Annotated in this window: 14 protein-coding genes; 7 read left to right on the top strand and 7 right to left on the bottom strand. The window is 71.8% G+C overall.

Annotation, left to right across the window (positions count from 1 at the left end):
* Positions 1–299: 299 nt before the first annotated feature.
* The 3 genes from FPZ41_RS37260 to FPZ41_RS37250 all read right to left on the bottom strand — a co-directional run bounded on the left by FPZ41_RS37260 (position 300) and on the right by FPZ41_RS37250 (position 6,803).
* Positions 300–1,064: an SDR family NAD(P)-dependent oxidoreductase gene (locus FPZ41_RS37260; protein WP_152868067.1), complete on the bottom strand. Its 765-nt coding sequence runs from the start codon at positions 1,062–1,064 to the stop codon at positions 300–302.
* 32 nt (positions 1,065–1,096) lie between these two features.
* The gene (locus FPZ41_RS37255; protein WP_152868065.1) at positions 1,097–1,912 is read right to left on the bottom strand and encodes a DNA-formamidopyrimidine glycosylase family protein; all 816 of its coding nucleotides are present in this window, start codon (positions 1,910–1,912) and stop codon (positions 1,097–1,099) included.
* Between the two features lie 61 nt (positions 1,913–1,973).
* Entirely contained in the window at positions 1,974–6,803 is a 4,830-nt protein-coding gene (locus FPZ41_RS37250; RefSeq protein WP_152868063.1) for an ATP-dependent helicase, read from the bottom strand.
* 179 nt (positions 6,804–6,982) lie between these two features.
* On the opposite strand from FPZ41_RS37250, the gene FPZ41_RS37245 reads away from it, so the two are divergent.
* From FPZ41_RS37245 to FPZ41_RS37235, 3 genes are read left to right on the top strand one after another with little or no spacing between them, the layout of a single operon-like run.
* The gene (locus FPZ41_RS37245) at positions 6,983–7,816 is read left to right on the top strand and encodes an AraC family transcriptional regulator (RefSeq protein WP_152868061.1); all 834 of its coding nucleotides are present in this window, start codon (positions 6,983–6,985) and stop codon (positions 7,814–7,816) included.
* Between the two features lie 26 nt (positions 7,817–7,842).
* Positions 7,843–8,589, top strand: a complete 747-nt coding sequence (locus FPZ41_RS37240) for an AzlC family ABC transporter permease (RefSeq protein ID WP_322621210.1) — start codon at positions 7,843–7,845, stop codon at positions 8,587–8,589.
* Positions 8,586–8,894 (top strand): AzlD domain-containing protein, encoded by a 309-nt coding sequence (locus FPZ41_RS37235; RefSeq protein WP_152868059.1) that lies wholly within the window; start codon positions 8,586–8,588, stop codon positions 8,892–8,894. The genes FPZ41_RS37240 and FPZ41_RS37235 overlap by 4 nt, the downstream gene beginning before the upstream one ends.
* A gap of 54 nt (positions 8,895–8,948) precedes the next feature.
* Here FPZ41_RS37235 and FPZ41_RS37230 read toward each other — a convergent pair whose 3' ends face one another.
* Entirely contained in the window at positions 8,949–9,917 is a 969-nt protein-coding gene (locus tag FPZ41_RS37230) for a hypothetical protein (RefSeq protein WP_152868057.1), read from the bottom strand.
* Between the two features lie 80 nt (positions 9,918–9,997).
* Here FPZ41_RS37230 and FPZ41_RS37225 point away from each other — a divergent pair, with 80 nt between their 5' ends.
* The 4 genes from FPZ41_RS37225 to recX all read left to right on the top strand — a co-directional run bounded on the left by FPZ41_RS37225 (position 9,998) and on the right by recX (position 13,726).
* The gene (locus FPZ41_RS37225) at positions 9,998–10,192 is read left to right on the top strand and encodes a DUF3046 domain-containing protein (protein WP_152868055.1); all 195 of its coding nucleotides are present in this window, start codon (positions 9,998–10,000) and stop codon (positions 10,190–10,192) included.
* Between the two features lie 93 nt (positions 10,193–10,285).
* The gene (locus FPZ41_RS37220; protein ID WP_322621209.1) at positions 10,286–11,542 is read left to right on the top strand and encodes an AI-2E family transporter; all 1,257 of its coding nucleotides are present in this window, start codon (positions 10,286–10,288) and stop codon (positions 11,540–11,542) included.
* A 256-nt stretch (positions 11,543–11,798) separates the two neighbouring features.
* A complete protein-coding gene (gene recA, locus FPZ41_RS37215; RefSeq protein ID WP_152868052.1) occupies positions 11,799–12,926 on the top strand; it encodes a recombinase RecA in 1,128 nt (375 codons plus the stop codon).
* A gap of 8 nt (positions 12,927–12,934) precedes the next feature.
* Complete coding sequence (recX, locus tag FPZ41_RS37210) at positions 12,935–13,726, top strand: recombination regulator RecX (RefSeq protein ID WP_322621208.1); 792 nt, start codon at positions 12,935–12,937, stop codon at positions 13,724–13,726.
* Positions 13,727–13,882: 156 nt separating this feature from the next.
* Here recX and FPZ41_RS37205 read toward each other — a convergent pair whose 3' ends face one another.
* The 3 genes from FPZ41_RS37205 to FPZ41_RS50015 all read right to left on the bottom strand — a co-directional run bounded on the left by FPZ41_RS37205 (position 13,883) and on the right by FPZ41_RS50015 (position 15,086).
* The gene (locus FPZ41_RS37205) at positions 13,883–14,254 is read right to left on the bottom strand and encodes a rhodanese-like domain-containing protein (RefSeq protein ID WP_322621212.1); all 372 of its coding nucleotides are present in this window, start codon (positions 14,252–14,254) and stop codon (positions 13,883–13,885) included.
* A gap of 101 nt (positions 14,255–14,355) precedes the next feature.
* Positions 14,356–14,928 (bottom strand): cupin domain-containing protein, encoded by a 573-nt coding sequence (locus tag FPZ41_RS37200; RefSeq protein WP_322621207.1) that lies wholly within the window; start codon positions 14,926–14,928, stop codon positions 14,356–14,358.
* Positions 14,929–15,014: 86 nt separating this feature from the next.
* Positions 15,015–15,086, bottom strand: a complete 72-nt coding sequence (locus FPZ41_RS50015; RefSeq protein WP_322621211.1) for a putative leader peptide — start codon at positions 15,084–15,086, stop codon at positions 15,015–15,017.
* Between the last annotated feature and the right edge of the window lie 134 nt (positions 15,087–15,220).

Raw genomic sequence — 15,220 nt, 5'->3', positions numbered from 1 at the left:
CCGGTGCACTGTGTGCCCAAGGGGGCGAGGGCGCAGAGAGGGCCGAGAGCGCCGAGAGGGCCGCGCGGCCCGAGGGGGAGGGGGAAGGAGGCGGTTGGGGCGGAGCAGCGGTGACCTGGTGCCCGGGTGGCCCGCGATCGGTCTGAGGCCGATGCGGCCCATGCCGAGGAACCGGCACCATGTGCGTCCGCCCCAGCCGTCGCCTGTTCCGTCGGCCCCAGCCCTGTGTCCCGTCGGCTGCAGCCGTCACGTGTGTCGGTCAGTCGCAGCTGTCACGTGTGTCGTGTCAGCCGCAGCCGTCACCAAGGCATCGCCACCCCGCCGTTCGGGCGGAGGATCTGGCCTGTCGTGAACGACGACGCGTCGGAGGCCAGGTGCAGTACGGCGTGGGCGATCTCGTCCGGCTCGCCGATCCGGTCCAGAGGTGAGAGCCGTGCCATGAAGGCTTCGGTGCGTGACTGTGCAGCGTCATCGTGGCGGTCCGTCATGGGCGTCCGGATCCAGCCCGGCGCCACCGCGTTGACGCGGATGCCGTGTGGGCCGACCTCGGTCGCCAGGGTCTTCGTCAGCTGGACGACCGCCGCCTTCGCCACGCCGTAACAGAGCAGGCCGGGGCCGCCGGTGTCGACGGCGCCCGAGGCCATGGTGACGATGCTGCCCCGGGTCCCGTCGGCGATCATCAGGCGGGCGGCTTCCTGGCAGGCGTACAGCACGCCCTTGAAGTTGACGCCCCACACCCGGTCGAGGTCCTCGTCGCGGGTTTCCAGGACCGGGCTGCTGTGCATGATCCCGGCGATCGCGGCCATGACGTCGAGCCGTTCACAGTCGGCGACTGCCCGGCGGAGTTGTTCCCGGTCGGTGACGTCGAGGTGATGGGTGTGCGCGGTGCCGCCGCTGCCCTTGATGCGGGTCGCGGTCTCGTGCAGCCCCGGGGCGTCGAGGTCCGCGCAGTGCACGGTCGCGCCCGCCTCCGCGAGCAGGACGGCCGAGGCGCGCCCGATACCGCTGGCGGCGCCGGTGACGAATGCGGTGCGTCCGGTGAGGTCGTACGCCGTGACAGGCATGAAGGGACCGTACGAAAGTGTCTGACGGTCCGTCAATTGTCTTGTCGGTTGCCAGTTGGGGCCGGGCCCCTCTGGCAGGTCGGGCACCAGTAGGTGGGGCGCTCTCGGGAGCCGTCGCCCTGGTTCGCCGAGCGGATGGGGGTACGGCAGCGCAGACAGGGGCGGGGTGCCCGGCCGTACACGAAGTGGCTCTGGTCGCGGCGGCCCGTGGTGATGCGGACCGGGCGGTCGCGGTTGACCTCCAGGAGCCGCTTGGCGAGGGCGGGGAGCTGGGCCGCGCGGTTCTCGGGGAGCTCGCCGAGGGGGAGCCACGGTGTGGCACCGAGCAGGAAGCAGAGCTCGCTCTTGTACACATTGCCGATACCCGCGAGATTGCGCTGGTCGAGGAGGGCCTCACCGAGGGGGCGGGCCGGGTCGCCCAGGAGGTTGGCGAGCGCCCGGTCGGGGTCCCAGTCCGGGCCGAGGAGGTCGGGGCCGAGGTGGCCGACGGCTCGGTGCTCCTCCGAGGTGCGGAGCAGTTCCAGTACGGGGAGGCGATAGCCGACGGCCGAGCGGTCGGCGGTACCGAGGACGGCCCGTATCTGGTGCGCGGGGCCGCCCGTCCAGCGCCGCCCGTTCTCGTACACCTTCCACGAGCCGTCCATCCGCAGATGCGAGTGCAGGGTCAGGCCGCCCTCGATGCGGGTGAGGAGGTGCTTTCCGCGCGGGGTGACGTCCAGGACGGTACGGCCGGTGAGGTCGGCGGTCGCGTACCTCGGCATCCGGAGGTCGAAGCGGGTCAGCACATTGCCCGCGAGGGCGTTGTGCAGCCGTCTCGCGGCCTGCCAGACGGTGTCTCCTTCGGGCATGGGTCCAGGGTGGCACGTCGGTGGATGGTGCTGTGGGTCCCCTTGGGGCGCCTGGCCCGGCTCAGGCGCGGAGCCGCAGCCCTCGCGGGGTCGCTATGAAGCCCGCTCCTTCCAGGAGGGTGCCGAAGGGGGAGGTGAGGGCCGAGGCGCCGTTGACGCGCTCCACCGTGACCGTGCCCAGGGAGCCCGCGCGGGCGGACGCGGAGAGGGCCTCGGCGGCGGCCAGGAGCCGTGGGTCCCCGGTGACCGTGCCGTCCGGGTCGGAGGGCCAGGCGAGCAGTGTCTTGCCGCCGCGCTCCATGTACAGGGTCAGCTCGCCGTCGACCAGCACGACCAGCGAGCCCGCCTTGCGGCCCGGCTTGTGGCCGGCACCGGTGGGGGGCTCGGGCCAGGGCAGGGCGGCGCCGTACGCGTTCGCGGGGTCGGCGGCGGCCAGGACCACGGATCGGGTGGCGCCGTCGCGGCGCGTACGGCTGCCGGCACGGTGGGGAGCCGGAGAGTGGCCGTAGCCGTAGCTGTCGGGGAAGTCGGCAGCGCCCTCAGCGTCCGCGGGGAAGTCGGTCCCGGCAGCGCGGCCTCCGGGGAAGTCGGCCCAGTCATCACGGCCCGAGGGGAAGTCGGGTGGGCTGAAACCGGCGGGCTCGGGCAGGGACTCGCTCCGGTCCCTGGCGTTCGCCGTCGCGCGCAGGCGGTCCACCGCGCCGTCCATCGCGAACTGGGCCGCGCCGAGCCCCTCCACCACGTACCCCCGCCGGGCCTGCCCGCTCTCCTCGAACGCGGACAGCACCCGGTACGTCGCCGAGAAGCCGCCCTCAACCCCCTCGGCGGCCACGGCGCCCCGGGTCACCACGCCGTGCCGGTCGAGGAGGGTGCGGGCGAGCGCGTGGGCGCGCACGGTGGCGTCGGGCTCATGGGCGGGGAGCAGTGACCAGCGGCCCGCGACCGTGGGAGGTCCGGTACGGGACTGGGGGCGCGCGGCCGCCGTCAGTGAGCCGTACCGGCCGCGCGGGATCGTGCGCCTGGCGCGGTGGGCCGTGGAGCCGGCGGTGCGGCCCGAGCCCAGGAGAGAGCGCATCGGGGCCAGCGTGTCGTTCGTGAGCCGGCCGGACCAGGCCAGGTCCCAGACGGCGTCGGCCAGTTGGGGATCGGTGGCGTCGGGGTGGTTGGTGGCGCGGACCTGGTCGGCGATCTGGCGGAAGAACAGGCCGTAGCCCCCGGAGAGGGTGTCCAGGATCGACTGGTGGAGCGCGGTCAGCTCCAGGGGGTGCGGAGACGGGAGGAGGAGTGGCGCGGCGTCCGCCACGTAGAGGGAGATCCAGCCGTCCTTGCCGGGGAGGGCACCCGCGCCCGCCCACACGATCTCCCCGGACGCCGTGAGCTCGTCGAGCATCGAGGGGGTGTAGCCCCCGACCCGGGACGGCAGGACCAGCTTCTCCAGGGCCGACGCGGGAACCGAGGCGCCCTGGAGCTGTTCGACGGCGCGCACCAGTCCGTCGATGCCCCGTAGACCGTGCCCGTTGCCCACGTGCTGCCACTGCGGCAGGAACTGAGCGAGCGCGGCGGGCGGCACCGGCTCCAGTTCGTGCCGCAGCGCGGCGAGGGAGCGGCGGCGCAGGCGGCGCAGCACGGCCGCGTCGCACCACTCCTGGCCGATGCCCGCCGGATGGAACTCTCCCTGAACGATGCGGCCGCCCGCGGCCAGCCGTTGCAGCGCGCCCTCCGTGACGGCCACCCCGAGACCGAAGCGGGCCGCCGCCGTGGCGGATGTGAACGGGCCGTGAGTGCGCGCGTAGCGGGCGAGGAGGTCGCCGAGCGGGTCCTTGACCGGTTCGGTGAACGCCTCCGGGACGCCGACCGGCAGCGCCGTGCCCAGTGCGTCCCGCAGCCGGCCCGCGTCCTCGATGCCCGCCCAGTGGTCGGCGCCGGCGACGCGGACCCGGATGACGCGGCGGGCCCCGGCCAGCTCCCGGGCCCACTGCGGCTCGGCGCCGCGCTCCACCAGCTCGGCGTCCGTGAGCGGGCCCAGCAGCCGCAGTACGTCCGCGACGCCCTCGGGGTCCTTCAGGCGCCGGTCCTCCGTGAGCCACTGGAGCTCCCGCTCCAGCTCGGTCAGGACCTCGGCGTCCAGGAGCTCCCGCAGCTCCGCCTGGCCCAGCAGCTCCGCCAGCAGCCGCGAGTCCAGCGACAGGGCGGCGGCGCGGCGCTCGGCGAGCGGGGAGTCGCCCTCGTACAGGAACTGGGCGACATACCCGAACAGGAGGGAGCGGGCGAAGGGTGAGGGCTCCGGTGTGGTGACCTCGACGAGCCGCACCCTGCGGGACTCGATGTCGCCCATCAGCTCGGCGAGGCCGGGAACGTCGAAGACGTCCTGGAGGCATTCTCGGACCGCCTCCAGCACGATCGGGAACGAGCCGAACTCGCTCGCCACCTCCAGTAGCTGGGCCGCCCGCTGACGCTGCTGCCACAGCGGGGTGCGCCTGCCCGGGTTGCGGCGGGGCAGCAGCAGCGCGCGGGCGGCGCACTCGCGGAAGCGGGACGCGAACAGCGCCGAGCCGCCCACCTGGTCGGTGACGATCTGGTCGACCTCGCCCTTGTCGAAGGCGACGTCTGCGGCGCCCACGGGGGCCTGTTCCGCGTCGTATTCCGTGCCGGCTTTCCTGGGCTCCTGGTCGAGCAGGTCCAGGCCCATCAGGTCGGCGTCCGGGAGACGCAGCACGATGCCGTCGTCGGCGTGCATCACCTGGGCGTCCATGCCGTACCGCTCGGACAGGCGGGCGCCCAGGGCGAGGGCCCAGGGGGCGTGGACCTGGGCGCCGAACGGGGAGTGCACGACGACCCGCCAGTCGCCCAGCTCGTCACGGAAGCGCTCGACGACGATCGTGCGGTCGTCGGGGACGTGACCGCAGGCCTCGCGCTGCTCCGCGAGGTACGACAGGACGTTGTCCGCGGCCCAGGCGTCCAGGCCTGCGGCGAGCAGGCGCAGACGGGCGTCGTCCTGGGGCAGGGAGCCGACCTCGCGCAGGAACGCGCCCACCGCGCGCCCCAGCTCCAGCGGCCGGCCGAGCTGGTCGCCCTTCCAGAAGGGGAGCCGTCCGGGGACCCCGGGGGCGGGGGAGACCAGGACGCGGTCGCGCGTGATGTCCTCGATGCGCCAGGAGCTGGTGCCCAGCGTGAAGACGTCGCCGACGCGGGACTCGTACACCATCTCCTCGTCGAGCTCGCCGACGCGGCCGCCGCCCTTCTTCGGGTCGGCGCCCGCGAGGAACACCCCGAAGAGGCCGCGGTCCGGGATCGTGCCCCCGGAAGTGACGGCCAGGCGCTGTGCGCCCGGCCGGCCGGTGACCGTGCCGGCGATGCGGTCCCACACCAAGCGCGGGCGCAGCTCGGCGAAGGCGTCGGACGGATAGCGGCCCGCGAGCATGTCGAGCACGGCGGTGAACGCCGACTCCGGGAGCGAGGCGAAGGGAGCCGCGCGGCGGACCGTGGCCAGCAGGTCGTCCACCTGCCAGGTGTCCAGCGCGGTCATCGCGACGAGCTGCTGCGCCAGTACGTCCAGGGGGTTGGCGGGGATCTTCAGGGACTCGATGGAGCCGGTGCGCATCCGCTCGGTGACGACGGCGGACTGTACGAGGTCGCCGCGGTACTTGGGGAAGACCACGCCCCGGGAGACCGCGCCCACCTGGTGGCCCGCGCGACCGACGCGCTGCAGGCCGGAGGCCACGGAGGGCGGTGACTCCACCTGGACGACGAGGTCCACCGCCCCCATGTCGATGCCGAGCTCCAGGCTGGAGGTGGCGACGACAGCCGGGAGGCGCCCCGCCTTGAGGTCCTCCTCGACCAGGGCGCGCTGTTCCTTGGAGACCGAGCCGTGGTGGGCGCGGGCGATGACCGGGGGAGCGCCCTGGGCCGCGCCCGAGCCGCCCATGAGCTCGGCGGGGGCGTGGTGCTCGTCGAGGGGCTCGCCTGTCGCGCGCTCGTAGGCGATTTCGTTCAGCCGGTTGCAGAGCCGCTCCGCGAGGCGGCGGGAGTTGGCGAACACGATCGTCGAGCGGTGGGACTGGACGAGGTCGGTGATCCGCTCCTCGACGTGCGGCCAGATCGAGGGGCGCTCGGCGCCCTCGGAGCCGTCGGCGACCGGGGAGCCGCCCAGCTCGCCCAGGTCTTCGACTGGGACGACCACGGACAGGTCGAACTCCTTGCCGGACTTCGGCTGGACGATCTCCACCTTGCGGTGAGGGGAGAGGTAGCGGGCGACCTCGTCGACCGGCCGGACCGTCGCGGAGAGGCCGATGCGACGGGCCGGCTTCGGCAGGAGGTCGTCCAGGCGCTCCAGAGAGAGCGCCAGGTGCGCGCCTCTCTTGGTGCCCGCCACCGCGTGCACCTCGTCGAGGATCACTGTCTCGATGCCGGTCAGCGCGTCGCGCGTGGCCGAGGTGAGCATCAGGAACAGTGACTCCGGGGTGGTGATCAGGATGTCCGGGGGGCGGGTGGACAGGGCGCGGCGCTCGGCGGCGGGGGTGTCGCCGGAGCGGATGCCGACCTTGACCTCCGGCTCCGGCAGGCCCAGACGGACGGCCTCATGGCGGATGCCGGTCAGCGGGCTGCGGAGGTTGCGCTCCACGTCGACGGCGAGGGCCTTGAGGGGGGAGACGTAGAGGACGCGGCAGCGCTTCTTCGGGTCGGCGGGGGGTGGGGTGGAGGCCAGCTGGTCGAGGGCGGCGAGGAAGGCGGCGAGGGTCTTGCCGGAGCCGGTGGGGGCGACGACCAGGACGTCCGAGCCCTCGGCGATCGCCTGCCAGGCTCCGGACTGGGCTGCGGTGGGGGCGGGAAAGGCCCCCGTGAACCAGCCGCGGGTCGCGGGGGAGAAGGCGTCGAGCGCGGAACGGACCATGTGACCATGGTGCACCCGGGCACTGACAGCGGCGCTGACCAGTGAGGATTCGGCCGACGACGGGTGGGCCGTGGCAGTTCGGCTTCCCGATGTGGTGGCTTGGGCGCCTCCGGTTCTTGGGCGTCTGCGGTTGTGGGGTGCGGTGCCGCGCCACGCGACCCGGCGGCAGAATCAGGTGCATGGCAGGTTCTGAGCGGGCACGGCACTGGCGATACGGCGAGCTGCCCGGCGTTGACCTGCTGAGGGCCCGGTATGTCGAGAAGCGATTCGTGCGGCACACGCACGAGAACTTCGTGATCGCGGCGATCAGCGACGGGGTCGAGGTCTTTCACCACGGTGGGGCCGATCAGTACGCGGGGCCGGGCGCGCTGGCGCTGGTCAATCCCGAGACGCCGCACACGGGGCGTGCGGGTGGGCCCGAGGGATGGCGGTACGGCGCGGTCTATCCCTCGCCGCAACTCGTGGCGGAGATCGCCGCCGAGACCACCGCGATCCGAGGGACGCCCGGCTTCAGCAGCCCGGTGCTCGACGATCCGTATGCCGCCGGGCTGGTGCACGAGGTGCTGCGGGCCGCGGACGAGGGGAACGCGCTCGCCGCCGACACTCTGCTGAGGGTCGTCGTGACCCGGTTGCTGCGCCTCAACGGCGGGCCGTTGCCCCAGCGTGCCGTGCGCACCGCGGGAGCCCGTACGGCCGCACGCGCGCGTGCCGTGCTCCAGGAGCGGATGGCCGATCCCCCGACGCTGGAGCGGCTCGCCGCTGCCCTGGGGGCGAGTCCGTTCGCGCTGCTACGGGCGTTTCGCGAGGTTTACGGGATGCCGCCTCACACGTGGCTGACCGATGCGCGGGTACGGCATGCGCGTCGGCTCCTGGACGCAGGAGTCGCTCCCGCGGAGGCCGCCGTCGCCGTGGGCTTCACCGATCAGCCGCACCTCAACCGGCACTTCAGCCGGATCGTGGGGGTGCCGCCGGGGGCGTACCAGAGGGAGCGCAAGAACGTACAAGACCTGTGAGGGCCGGTTCTCCTACCGTCCGGGATGTGTCAGAACAAACAGCTCTCGCAGACATACGTGGTGACAGCGGAGGAAAGCCGGACGCGGCCGTCGTCAGGGACGCACTCGGCGTCGGGGTGGCCGTCGGGCTGTCCGGGTTCGCCTTCGGGGTGACCTCGGCCGGCACCGGGCTCACGCTGGTGCAGACCTGTGCGCTCAGCCTCCTGGTGTTCACCGGGGCTTCCCAGTTCGCGCTCGTGGGGGCGCTCGCGGCCGGGGGCAATCCGTTCGCGGCGGCCGCGGGGGCCTTCTTTCTGGGCGTGCGCAACGCCTTCTACGGGCTGCGGCTTTCGCAGCTGCTTGCACTCCCGCGCGCGGTGCGGCCCTTCGCGGCCCAGTGGGTCATCGACGAGACCGCCGCGGTAGCGCTCGCCCAGCCATCGAGGCGTGCCGTACGGATCGGTTTCGCCGTCACAGGGCTGAGCCTGTACGTGCTGTGGAACCTCACGACGCTGCTCGGCGCGGTCGGTGCCGAGGCCATCGGGGACACGGAGGCATGGGGGCTGGACGCGGCCGGGCCCGCCGTCTTCCTGGCGTTGCTCGCGCCGATGCTGAAGAGCGTCACCGAGCGGGTCGTGGCGGGGCTCGCGGTGGTGCTGGGGCTTGGTCTGCTGCCCGTGCTGCCTGCCGGGCTGCCAGTGCTCGTGGCCGCCCTGGCCGTTCCGGTCGTGCTGTGGGTGCGGGGGCGTCGCGGGGCGACGGCCGACGGCGACCTGCGGGGGACGGAACGTTGAACATCTGGATCGCGATCGGTGTGACGGCGGTCGGCTGTTATGCCGTCAAGCTCGTCGGCCTGCTCGTCCCCGACGGTGTGCTGGAGCGGCCGCTCGTGAGGCGACTGGCCGCCTTGCTGCCCGTGGCTCTCCTCGCGGCTCTCACGGCCCAGCAGACCTTCGCCGACGGGCAGGCCCTCGTGCTGGACGCGAAGGCGGCGGGGCTCGCGGCGGCGGCGCTCATGCTGGTGATGCGCGCCCCCTTCCTGATCGTCGTGGGCGCCGCCGTCGTGGTGACGGCTGGAGTGAGGGCGATGGCGGGGTGAGGTACGAACCGGCCCGCACGCGTACGCGTGCGGGCCGTGAAGTCCTCCGGTGCGTCACAGTCGCCCGTACGCGCCAAGTGTGCGCAAGGCCTCGATCGTGACGATCGGGCGGCTCTCCAGGGCGGTTCCGGGTGCCCACTGGCGCTGGGGGTACCGCCCACGCGTTGAGCAGTGGGGGAGGATCGGCCAGCCGCCGTCCTCCTGCTGCTCGCTCACCAGGAAGTCCAGCGAGCGGGTCATCTCCTTGTCGGTGAACCACGCGCGCGCGAGGGAGTCCGGGGTGCGCGCGAAGTCGTGAGGGAAATGGTGCTCGCCCGGCGCGTATCCGGGCGACACCGGGTACGTCCCCCGGCGGTCCGGGTCCAGCACGGCTAGGCGGTGTTCGCGGACCAGGCGGCCGAGCCGGTCGGCGGCCGCCTGCGCGCGGGAGCGGTCGGGCACCGAGTCCAGGAAGGCCACGGCCGCCTCGATCTCGTACGGATGTGACTTCTCCAAGGACTGGACCGCCTGCCAGCAGAAGTCGGTGGCCCGGAAGAGCCACGCGTGCCACACCTCGTTGCGGTGCAGCAGGCCCACCACGGGGGCGGTGGCGAGGAGGTCGCCCGGCGGGTTGTCCACGACGGTGATGAAAGGGGCCGCCGGATAGCCTCGCTGGCTGGGATGGATCGCCGGGAGGGCACCGTCCCGGGTCGACACGGACGTCAGATAGCGGCATACGCGTTCCGCCCGCTGTCCGCCGCAGCGCCCGATCGTGTCCAGAACGCGCAGCGCATGCCCGGTGTGCAGCGGCTGGCTCACCGGCCCGCGCAGATCGGGTTCGAGCGCATGGCCGTAGCCCTCGTCCTCGTTGCGGTAGGCGGTCAGCGCGGTCTCCACCGCGTCGGCGCTCCCGCCGAGGAAGTGGTACGCGAAACGGCGCTGCTCCAGCACGCGCGCGGTGAGCCAGACGAACTGCTCGGCGCGGGCACGTGGGGAGTGCGCCGGGGGCGTCGGGGAGAGTGGGGGTGCTCCTGATGCGGCCATGCGTCAGACCGTAGGGCGGAAAGCGGTCTCAGCAGGCCGTCCCGGCTCGGCCCGCCCCCCTGGGGCGGGATACTGGAGTCATGCGGTTGACGGTCTTCTGGCAGCGGATGGCGGATCACTTCGGCGCGGGATACGCCGACACGTTCGCGCGTGACCACGTGATGTCCGAACTCGGCGGACGGACCGTGCACGAGGCGCTCGACGCCGGCTGGGAGGCCAAGGACGTGTGGCGTGCGGTGTGCGCGACCATGGATGTTCCGGATGAACGGCGCTGACCTGCCCAAAAGCATCGGGTCGGACGCCGGTCGCGGGTGCGAAGATGCGGGGGCGGGGACAGATTGTCGTCGGCGTGGGTGAGACTTGGGTCCGTGGCTCCCACAGACGAGACCGCACAGGTCGACCAACAGGCACCCCCGCTCGGCACCACGCCGCCCGCGCGGCCCCCGTCCGGTGACGACGCGGGGCAGGCGCGCATGCCCCGCTGGCTGCCGCGCGCCATGGTGCTGGCGCTCTCGCTCGTCGCGGTGTTCCAACTGGGCAACTGGGCGTTCCACCAGCTCATCGGGCTGTTGCTCAACATCCTCATCGCGTTCTTCCTCGCGCTCGCCATCGAGCCCGCGGTCAGCTGGATGGCCTCGAAGGGCCTACGCAGGGGCTTCGCCACCTTCCTCGTCTTCTTCGGCGTGCTGATCGTGGCCGCCGGATTCGTCACGCTGCTCGGCTCGATGCTCGCGGGCCAGATCATCCGGATGATCGAGGGCTTCCCCGAGTACCTCGATTCCGTCATCAGCTGGATCAACACGACGTTCCACACCGAGCTGAAGCGGGTGGACATCCAGGAGGGCCTGCTCCGCTCCGACTGGCTGCAGAGGTACGTGCAGAACAGCGCCACCGGAGTCCTGGACGTCTCCACGCAGGTCCTCGGCGGTCTCTTCCGGCTGCTGACGATCGCGTTGTTCTCGTTCTACTTCGCCGCCGACGGGCCCCGGCTGCGGCGCGCCCTGTGCTCCGTGCTGCCGCCCGCGAGGCAGGCCGAGGTGCTGCGCGCGTGGGAGATCGCCGTCGACAAGACCGGTGGCTATCTGTACTCGCGCGGCCTGATGGCGCTGATCTCCGGGATAGCCCACTACATCCTGCTGGAGTACCTCGGGGTGAACTACGCCCCCGTGCTCGCCGTCTGGGTCGGCCTGGTCTCCCAGTTCATCCCCACAATCGGCACCTACCTCGCGGGTGCCCTGCCGATGCTGATCGCCTTCACGGTCAACCCGTGGTACGCGCTGTGGGTGCTGGTCTTCGTCGTGATCTACCAGCAGTTCGAGAACTACGTGCTGCAGCCCAAGCTGACCGCCAAGACCGTGGACGTCCACCCGGCGGTCGCCTTCGGGTCGGTCATCGCGGGCACCGCGCTCCTCGGCGCGGTCGGCGCGCTGATCGCCATCCCTGCGGTCGCCACGCTGCAGGCCTTCCTCGGGGCGTACGTGAGGCGGTACGACGTCACGGACGACCCCCGGGTGCACGGCCACCACAAGCGGACTCCGGGGAACATCCTCGCCCGCGTGCGCCGACTGCTCGAACCGAAGCGGGAGCGGGAGTTGGAAGCGGAGCCGGAGAACGGGGCTTCCTGACGCGGGCCCGTCGGGCCGGCCGTCGGGCCGGCCGCCGGGCCGGTGCCGGCCGTCTTGCGGGTGCGCTTGACACGAAAATCGAACATCCATTCTTATGGGGGCTCTGGCGGGACTCTCTGCGGGGACTTCGACAGGGTTTTCGCGGAGATGTGCCCGAGTTATCCACAGGCGGGACGGGCGTCGGGGCGCATTGTCAGTGGCAGGCGTTAGCGTCTTTGACGTGAAGCGATCGAATCAAGCAAACCGGGTGGAACCCATGGCAGGAACCGACCGCGAGAAGGCGCTCGACGCCGCGCTCGCACAGATTGAACGGCAATTCGGCAAGGGCGCGGTCATGCGCATGGGCGAGCGGTCGATGGAGCCCATCGAGGTCATCTCGACCGGGTCGACCGCCCTCGATGTGGCCCTCGGCGTGGGCGGTCTGCCGCGCGGCCGTGTCGTGGAGATCTATGGCCCGGAGTCCTCCGGTAAGACGACCCTGACCCTGCACGCGGTGGCGAACGCGCAGAAGGCCGGCGGCCAGGTCGCCTTCGTGGACGCGGAGCACGCCCTCGACCCCGAGTACGCGAAGAAGCTCGGAGTCGACATCGACAACCTGATCCTGTCCCAGCCGGACAACGGTGAGCAGGCTCTGGAGATCGTGGACATGCTGGTCCGCTCCGGAGCCCTCGACCTGATCGTCATCGACTCCGTCGCCGCTCTCGTTCCCCGCGCGGAGATCGAGGGCGAGATGGGCGACTCGCACGTGGGTCTGCAGGCCCGTCTGATGAGCCAGGCCCTGCGGAAGATCACCAGCGCGCTCAACCAGTCCAAGACCACCGCGATCTTCATCAACCAGCTCCGCGAGAAGATCGGCGTCATGTTCGGCTCCCCGGAGACCACGACCGGTGGCCGGGCGCTGAAGTTCTACGCCTCGGTGCGCATCGACATCCGCCGCATCGAGACCCTGAAGGACGGCACGGAGGCGGTCGGCAACCGCACCCGCTGCAAGGTCGTCAAGAACAAGGTCGCGCCGCCCTTCAAGCAGGCCGAGTTCGACATCCTCTACGGCCAGGGCATCAGCCGCGAGGGCGGTCTGATCGACATGGGCGTGGAGCACGGCTTCGTCCGCAAGGCAGGCGCCTGGTACACGTACGAGGGCGACCAACTCGGCCAGGGCAAGGAGAACGCGCGCAACTTCCTGAAGGACAACCCCGACCTCGCCAACGAGATCGAGAAGAAGATCAAGGAGAAGCTGGGCGTCGGGGTCCGGCCGGAGGAGCCCGCCGCTGAGCCGGGCACGGACGCGGCGATCTCCGCCACGGCCGCGGACGAGGCCGCGAAGGCGGCACCCGCTCCGGCGTCCAAGGCCGCCAAGTCCAAGGCCGCGACCTCCAAGAGCTGACCAGCACTGTGCCTGACTCAGAAGCGTGGCGAACGGACTGGGCGGAGTACACCCACCCGAACACCCCTGAGGACGAGGGGGAGCACGACGGCCGGTCGGACGGGCACGACAGCTGGTCGGACGGTGGTGCTGCCCGCGGCGGCGATCGTTCTCGTGGCGGGGACCGTTCTCGCGGTGGAGACGGGCCGCGCGGCAGGCGTGGCCGTGGGCGCCGCGGACATGGCACCGGCGAGTCGGCCGGTGACCCGCAGGACGGAGGCTCCTCTCACTCGTCGAGGGCCGGGAAGGGGGAGTCTCAAGGGGACCCGGCTGAGCAGGCGCGGGCGATCTGTCTGCGCCTGCTCACCGGGACCCCGCGCACGCGGAAGCAGCTCGCGGACGCGTTGCGTAAACGGGAGATCCCCGAGGATGTGGCGGACGAGGTGCTGTCGCGGTTCGAGGAGGTCGGACTGATCAACGACAGCGCGTTCGCGGACGCCTGGGTGGAGTCCCGGCACCACGGCCGAGGGCTGGCCCGGCGGGCCCTCGCCCGGGAGCTGCGGACCAAGGGGGTGGACTCGGCGCTCATCGACGAGGCCGTCGCCCAGCTCGACTCCGAGCAGGAGGAGGCAACGGCGCGCGAGCTCGTCGACCGCAAGCTGCGCGCCACGCGTGGTCTCGACCGCGAGAAGCGCCTCCGGCGCCTGGCCGGCATGCTCGCCCGCAAGGGATATCCGGAGGGTATGGCCCTCCGGGTGGTCCGCCAGGCACTGGAGGAAGAGGGGGAGGACACGGAGGGGTTGGGGGACGACGGGTTCTGACCGGGGGCTCGGAGGTGGGACGGCTGGGCCGGCGGTGAGAGGAGAGGGAGCTCACGGAGGGCTTCCTCATGCCCGGCTCTCAGGACATCACCGGAAGCCGGGTCCGCGGGACTCCGGCTCTCGTCACCGGAAACCGGGTCCCTGGGACTCCAGCTCTCAGAACGTCACCGGCAGTCCCGCCGCTCTCCACGCCTGGAAGCCGCCCGCCAGGTCGGTTGCCCGGTGCAGTCCCAGTTGCCGCAGGGACGCGGCGGCGAGGCTGGAGGCGTAGCCCTCGTTGCAGATGACCACGATGCGGAGGTCGTGGCTCGTGGCTTCGGGTGCGCGGTGGCTGCCCTGGGGGTCGAGCCGCCACTCCAGTTCGTTGCGTTCGACGACCAGGGCGCCGGGTATGAGGCCGTCGCGGTCGCGCAGGGCGGCGTAGCGGATGTCGACCAGAAGAGCCTCGCCGGCCTGGGCGGCGTCGTACGCGTCCTTCGGCTCGACCCGGTCGAGCCCCTGACGGACACGCTCCAGCAACTCGTCTATACCGACGGGAGGTTTGACGGGAGGTTCGACGGCAGCCTCAACGGCAGCTTTGACGGATTCTTCGGCTGAGTGTTCGGCGGTGAGGTCGCCCTCGGTGGTGCTCACTGCCAGTCCTCCGGGCGTTCGACCTGCTCCAGGCGCAGTACCGGCCCCGTGCGGCTGTAGCGGCGAATCCGGGGCAGGGGCGGGTAGTAGGCGTGGACGGAGATCGCGTGCTGCTCGGTGGACTCGTTGAGCACCTCGTGCACGTGGTGACGGCCGAACGACCTGCCCTTACCAATCGGCAACTGCCGTACGCGGTCGACGTCTTCGGTGAGTTCCAGGGTCTTCCAGCCGTCGGTGGGCAGCCGGGCGGCGAGCGAGTTCTCCGTCAGCTCACCGGCGGCGGTGACGAAGGCGCCCACGGAGTCGGCGTGGTCGTGCCAGCCGGTCCCGGTGCCGGGCGGCCAGCCGATCAGCCAGGCCTCGCTGCCGCCGGGACCGTTGAGACGGACCCAGGTGCGGCCCTCGGGGTCGAGGGGGAGAGAGGCGATCAGCTCGGTGTCGGCGGCCGAACGGCGAGCGAAGTCGAGCAGTTCCGCCTGGGTCGGAGCGGAGACCGCGGAGGAAGAAACCGGGGAGGAAGAGGCAGGGGCGGAAAGAGCCGGGGTGGATGCGGTGCGGGATACCGACACGAGTACCGTCCTTGTGACCTGATGAGCGTTCGCGTGGAAACGCGCGGCCCAAGAGCGGGCGCGCGGAGCGGAGCAGGGGTGCGAATTCAGCAGGTCGGATGACACACGCAGCCCGCATAGCGGACGAGGTCCATATGGACCCTCCGCCACAGGCGCACACAGGTGTCGGTCACGATCGGGAGTACACCATGGCCGCGGAGACGGGTCAACTCACCGTCACTATGTGGACCTCAGGGTGACCATGAGTTCGACCCGGCGGCTCAGCCGGGCCCCGCCCCCGCCCCAGCTGCAG

The sequence above is a fragment of the Streptomyces acidicola genome (genome assembly GCF_009377235.1).
In the GTDB taxonomy this organism is placed as follows: domain Bacteria; phylum Actinomycetota; class Actinomycetes; order Streptomycetales; family Streptomycetaceae; genus Streptomyces; species Streptomyces acidicola.
Note: the sequence above shows the minus strand (reverse complement) of the source record. Positions and strands in the feature narration are given on the sequence as shown.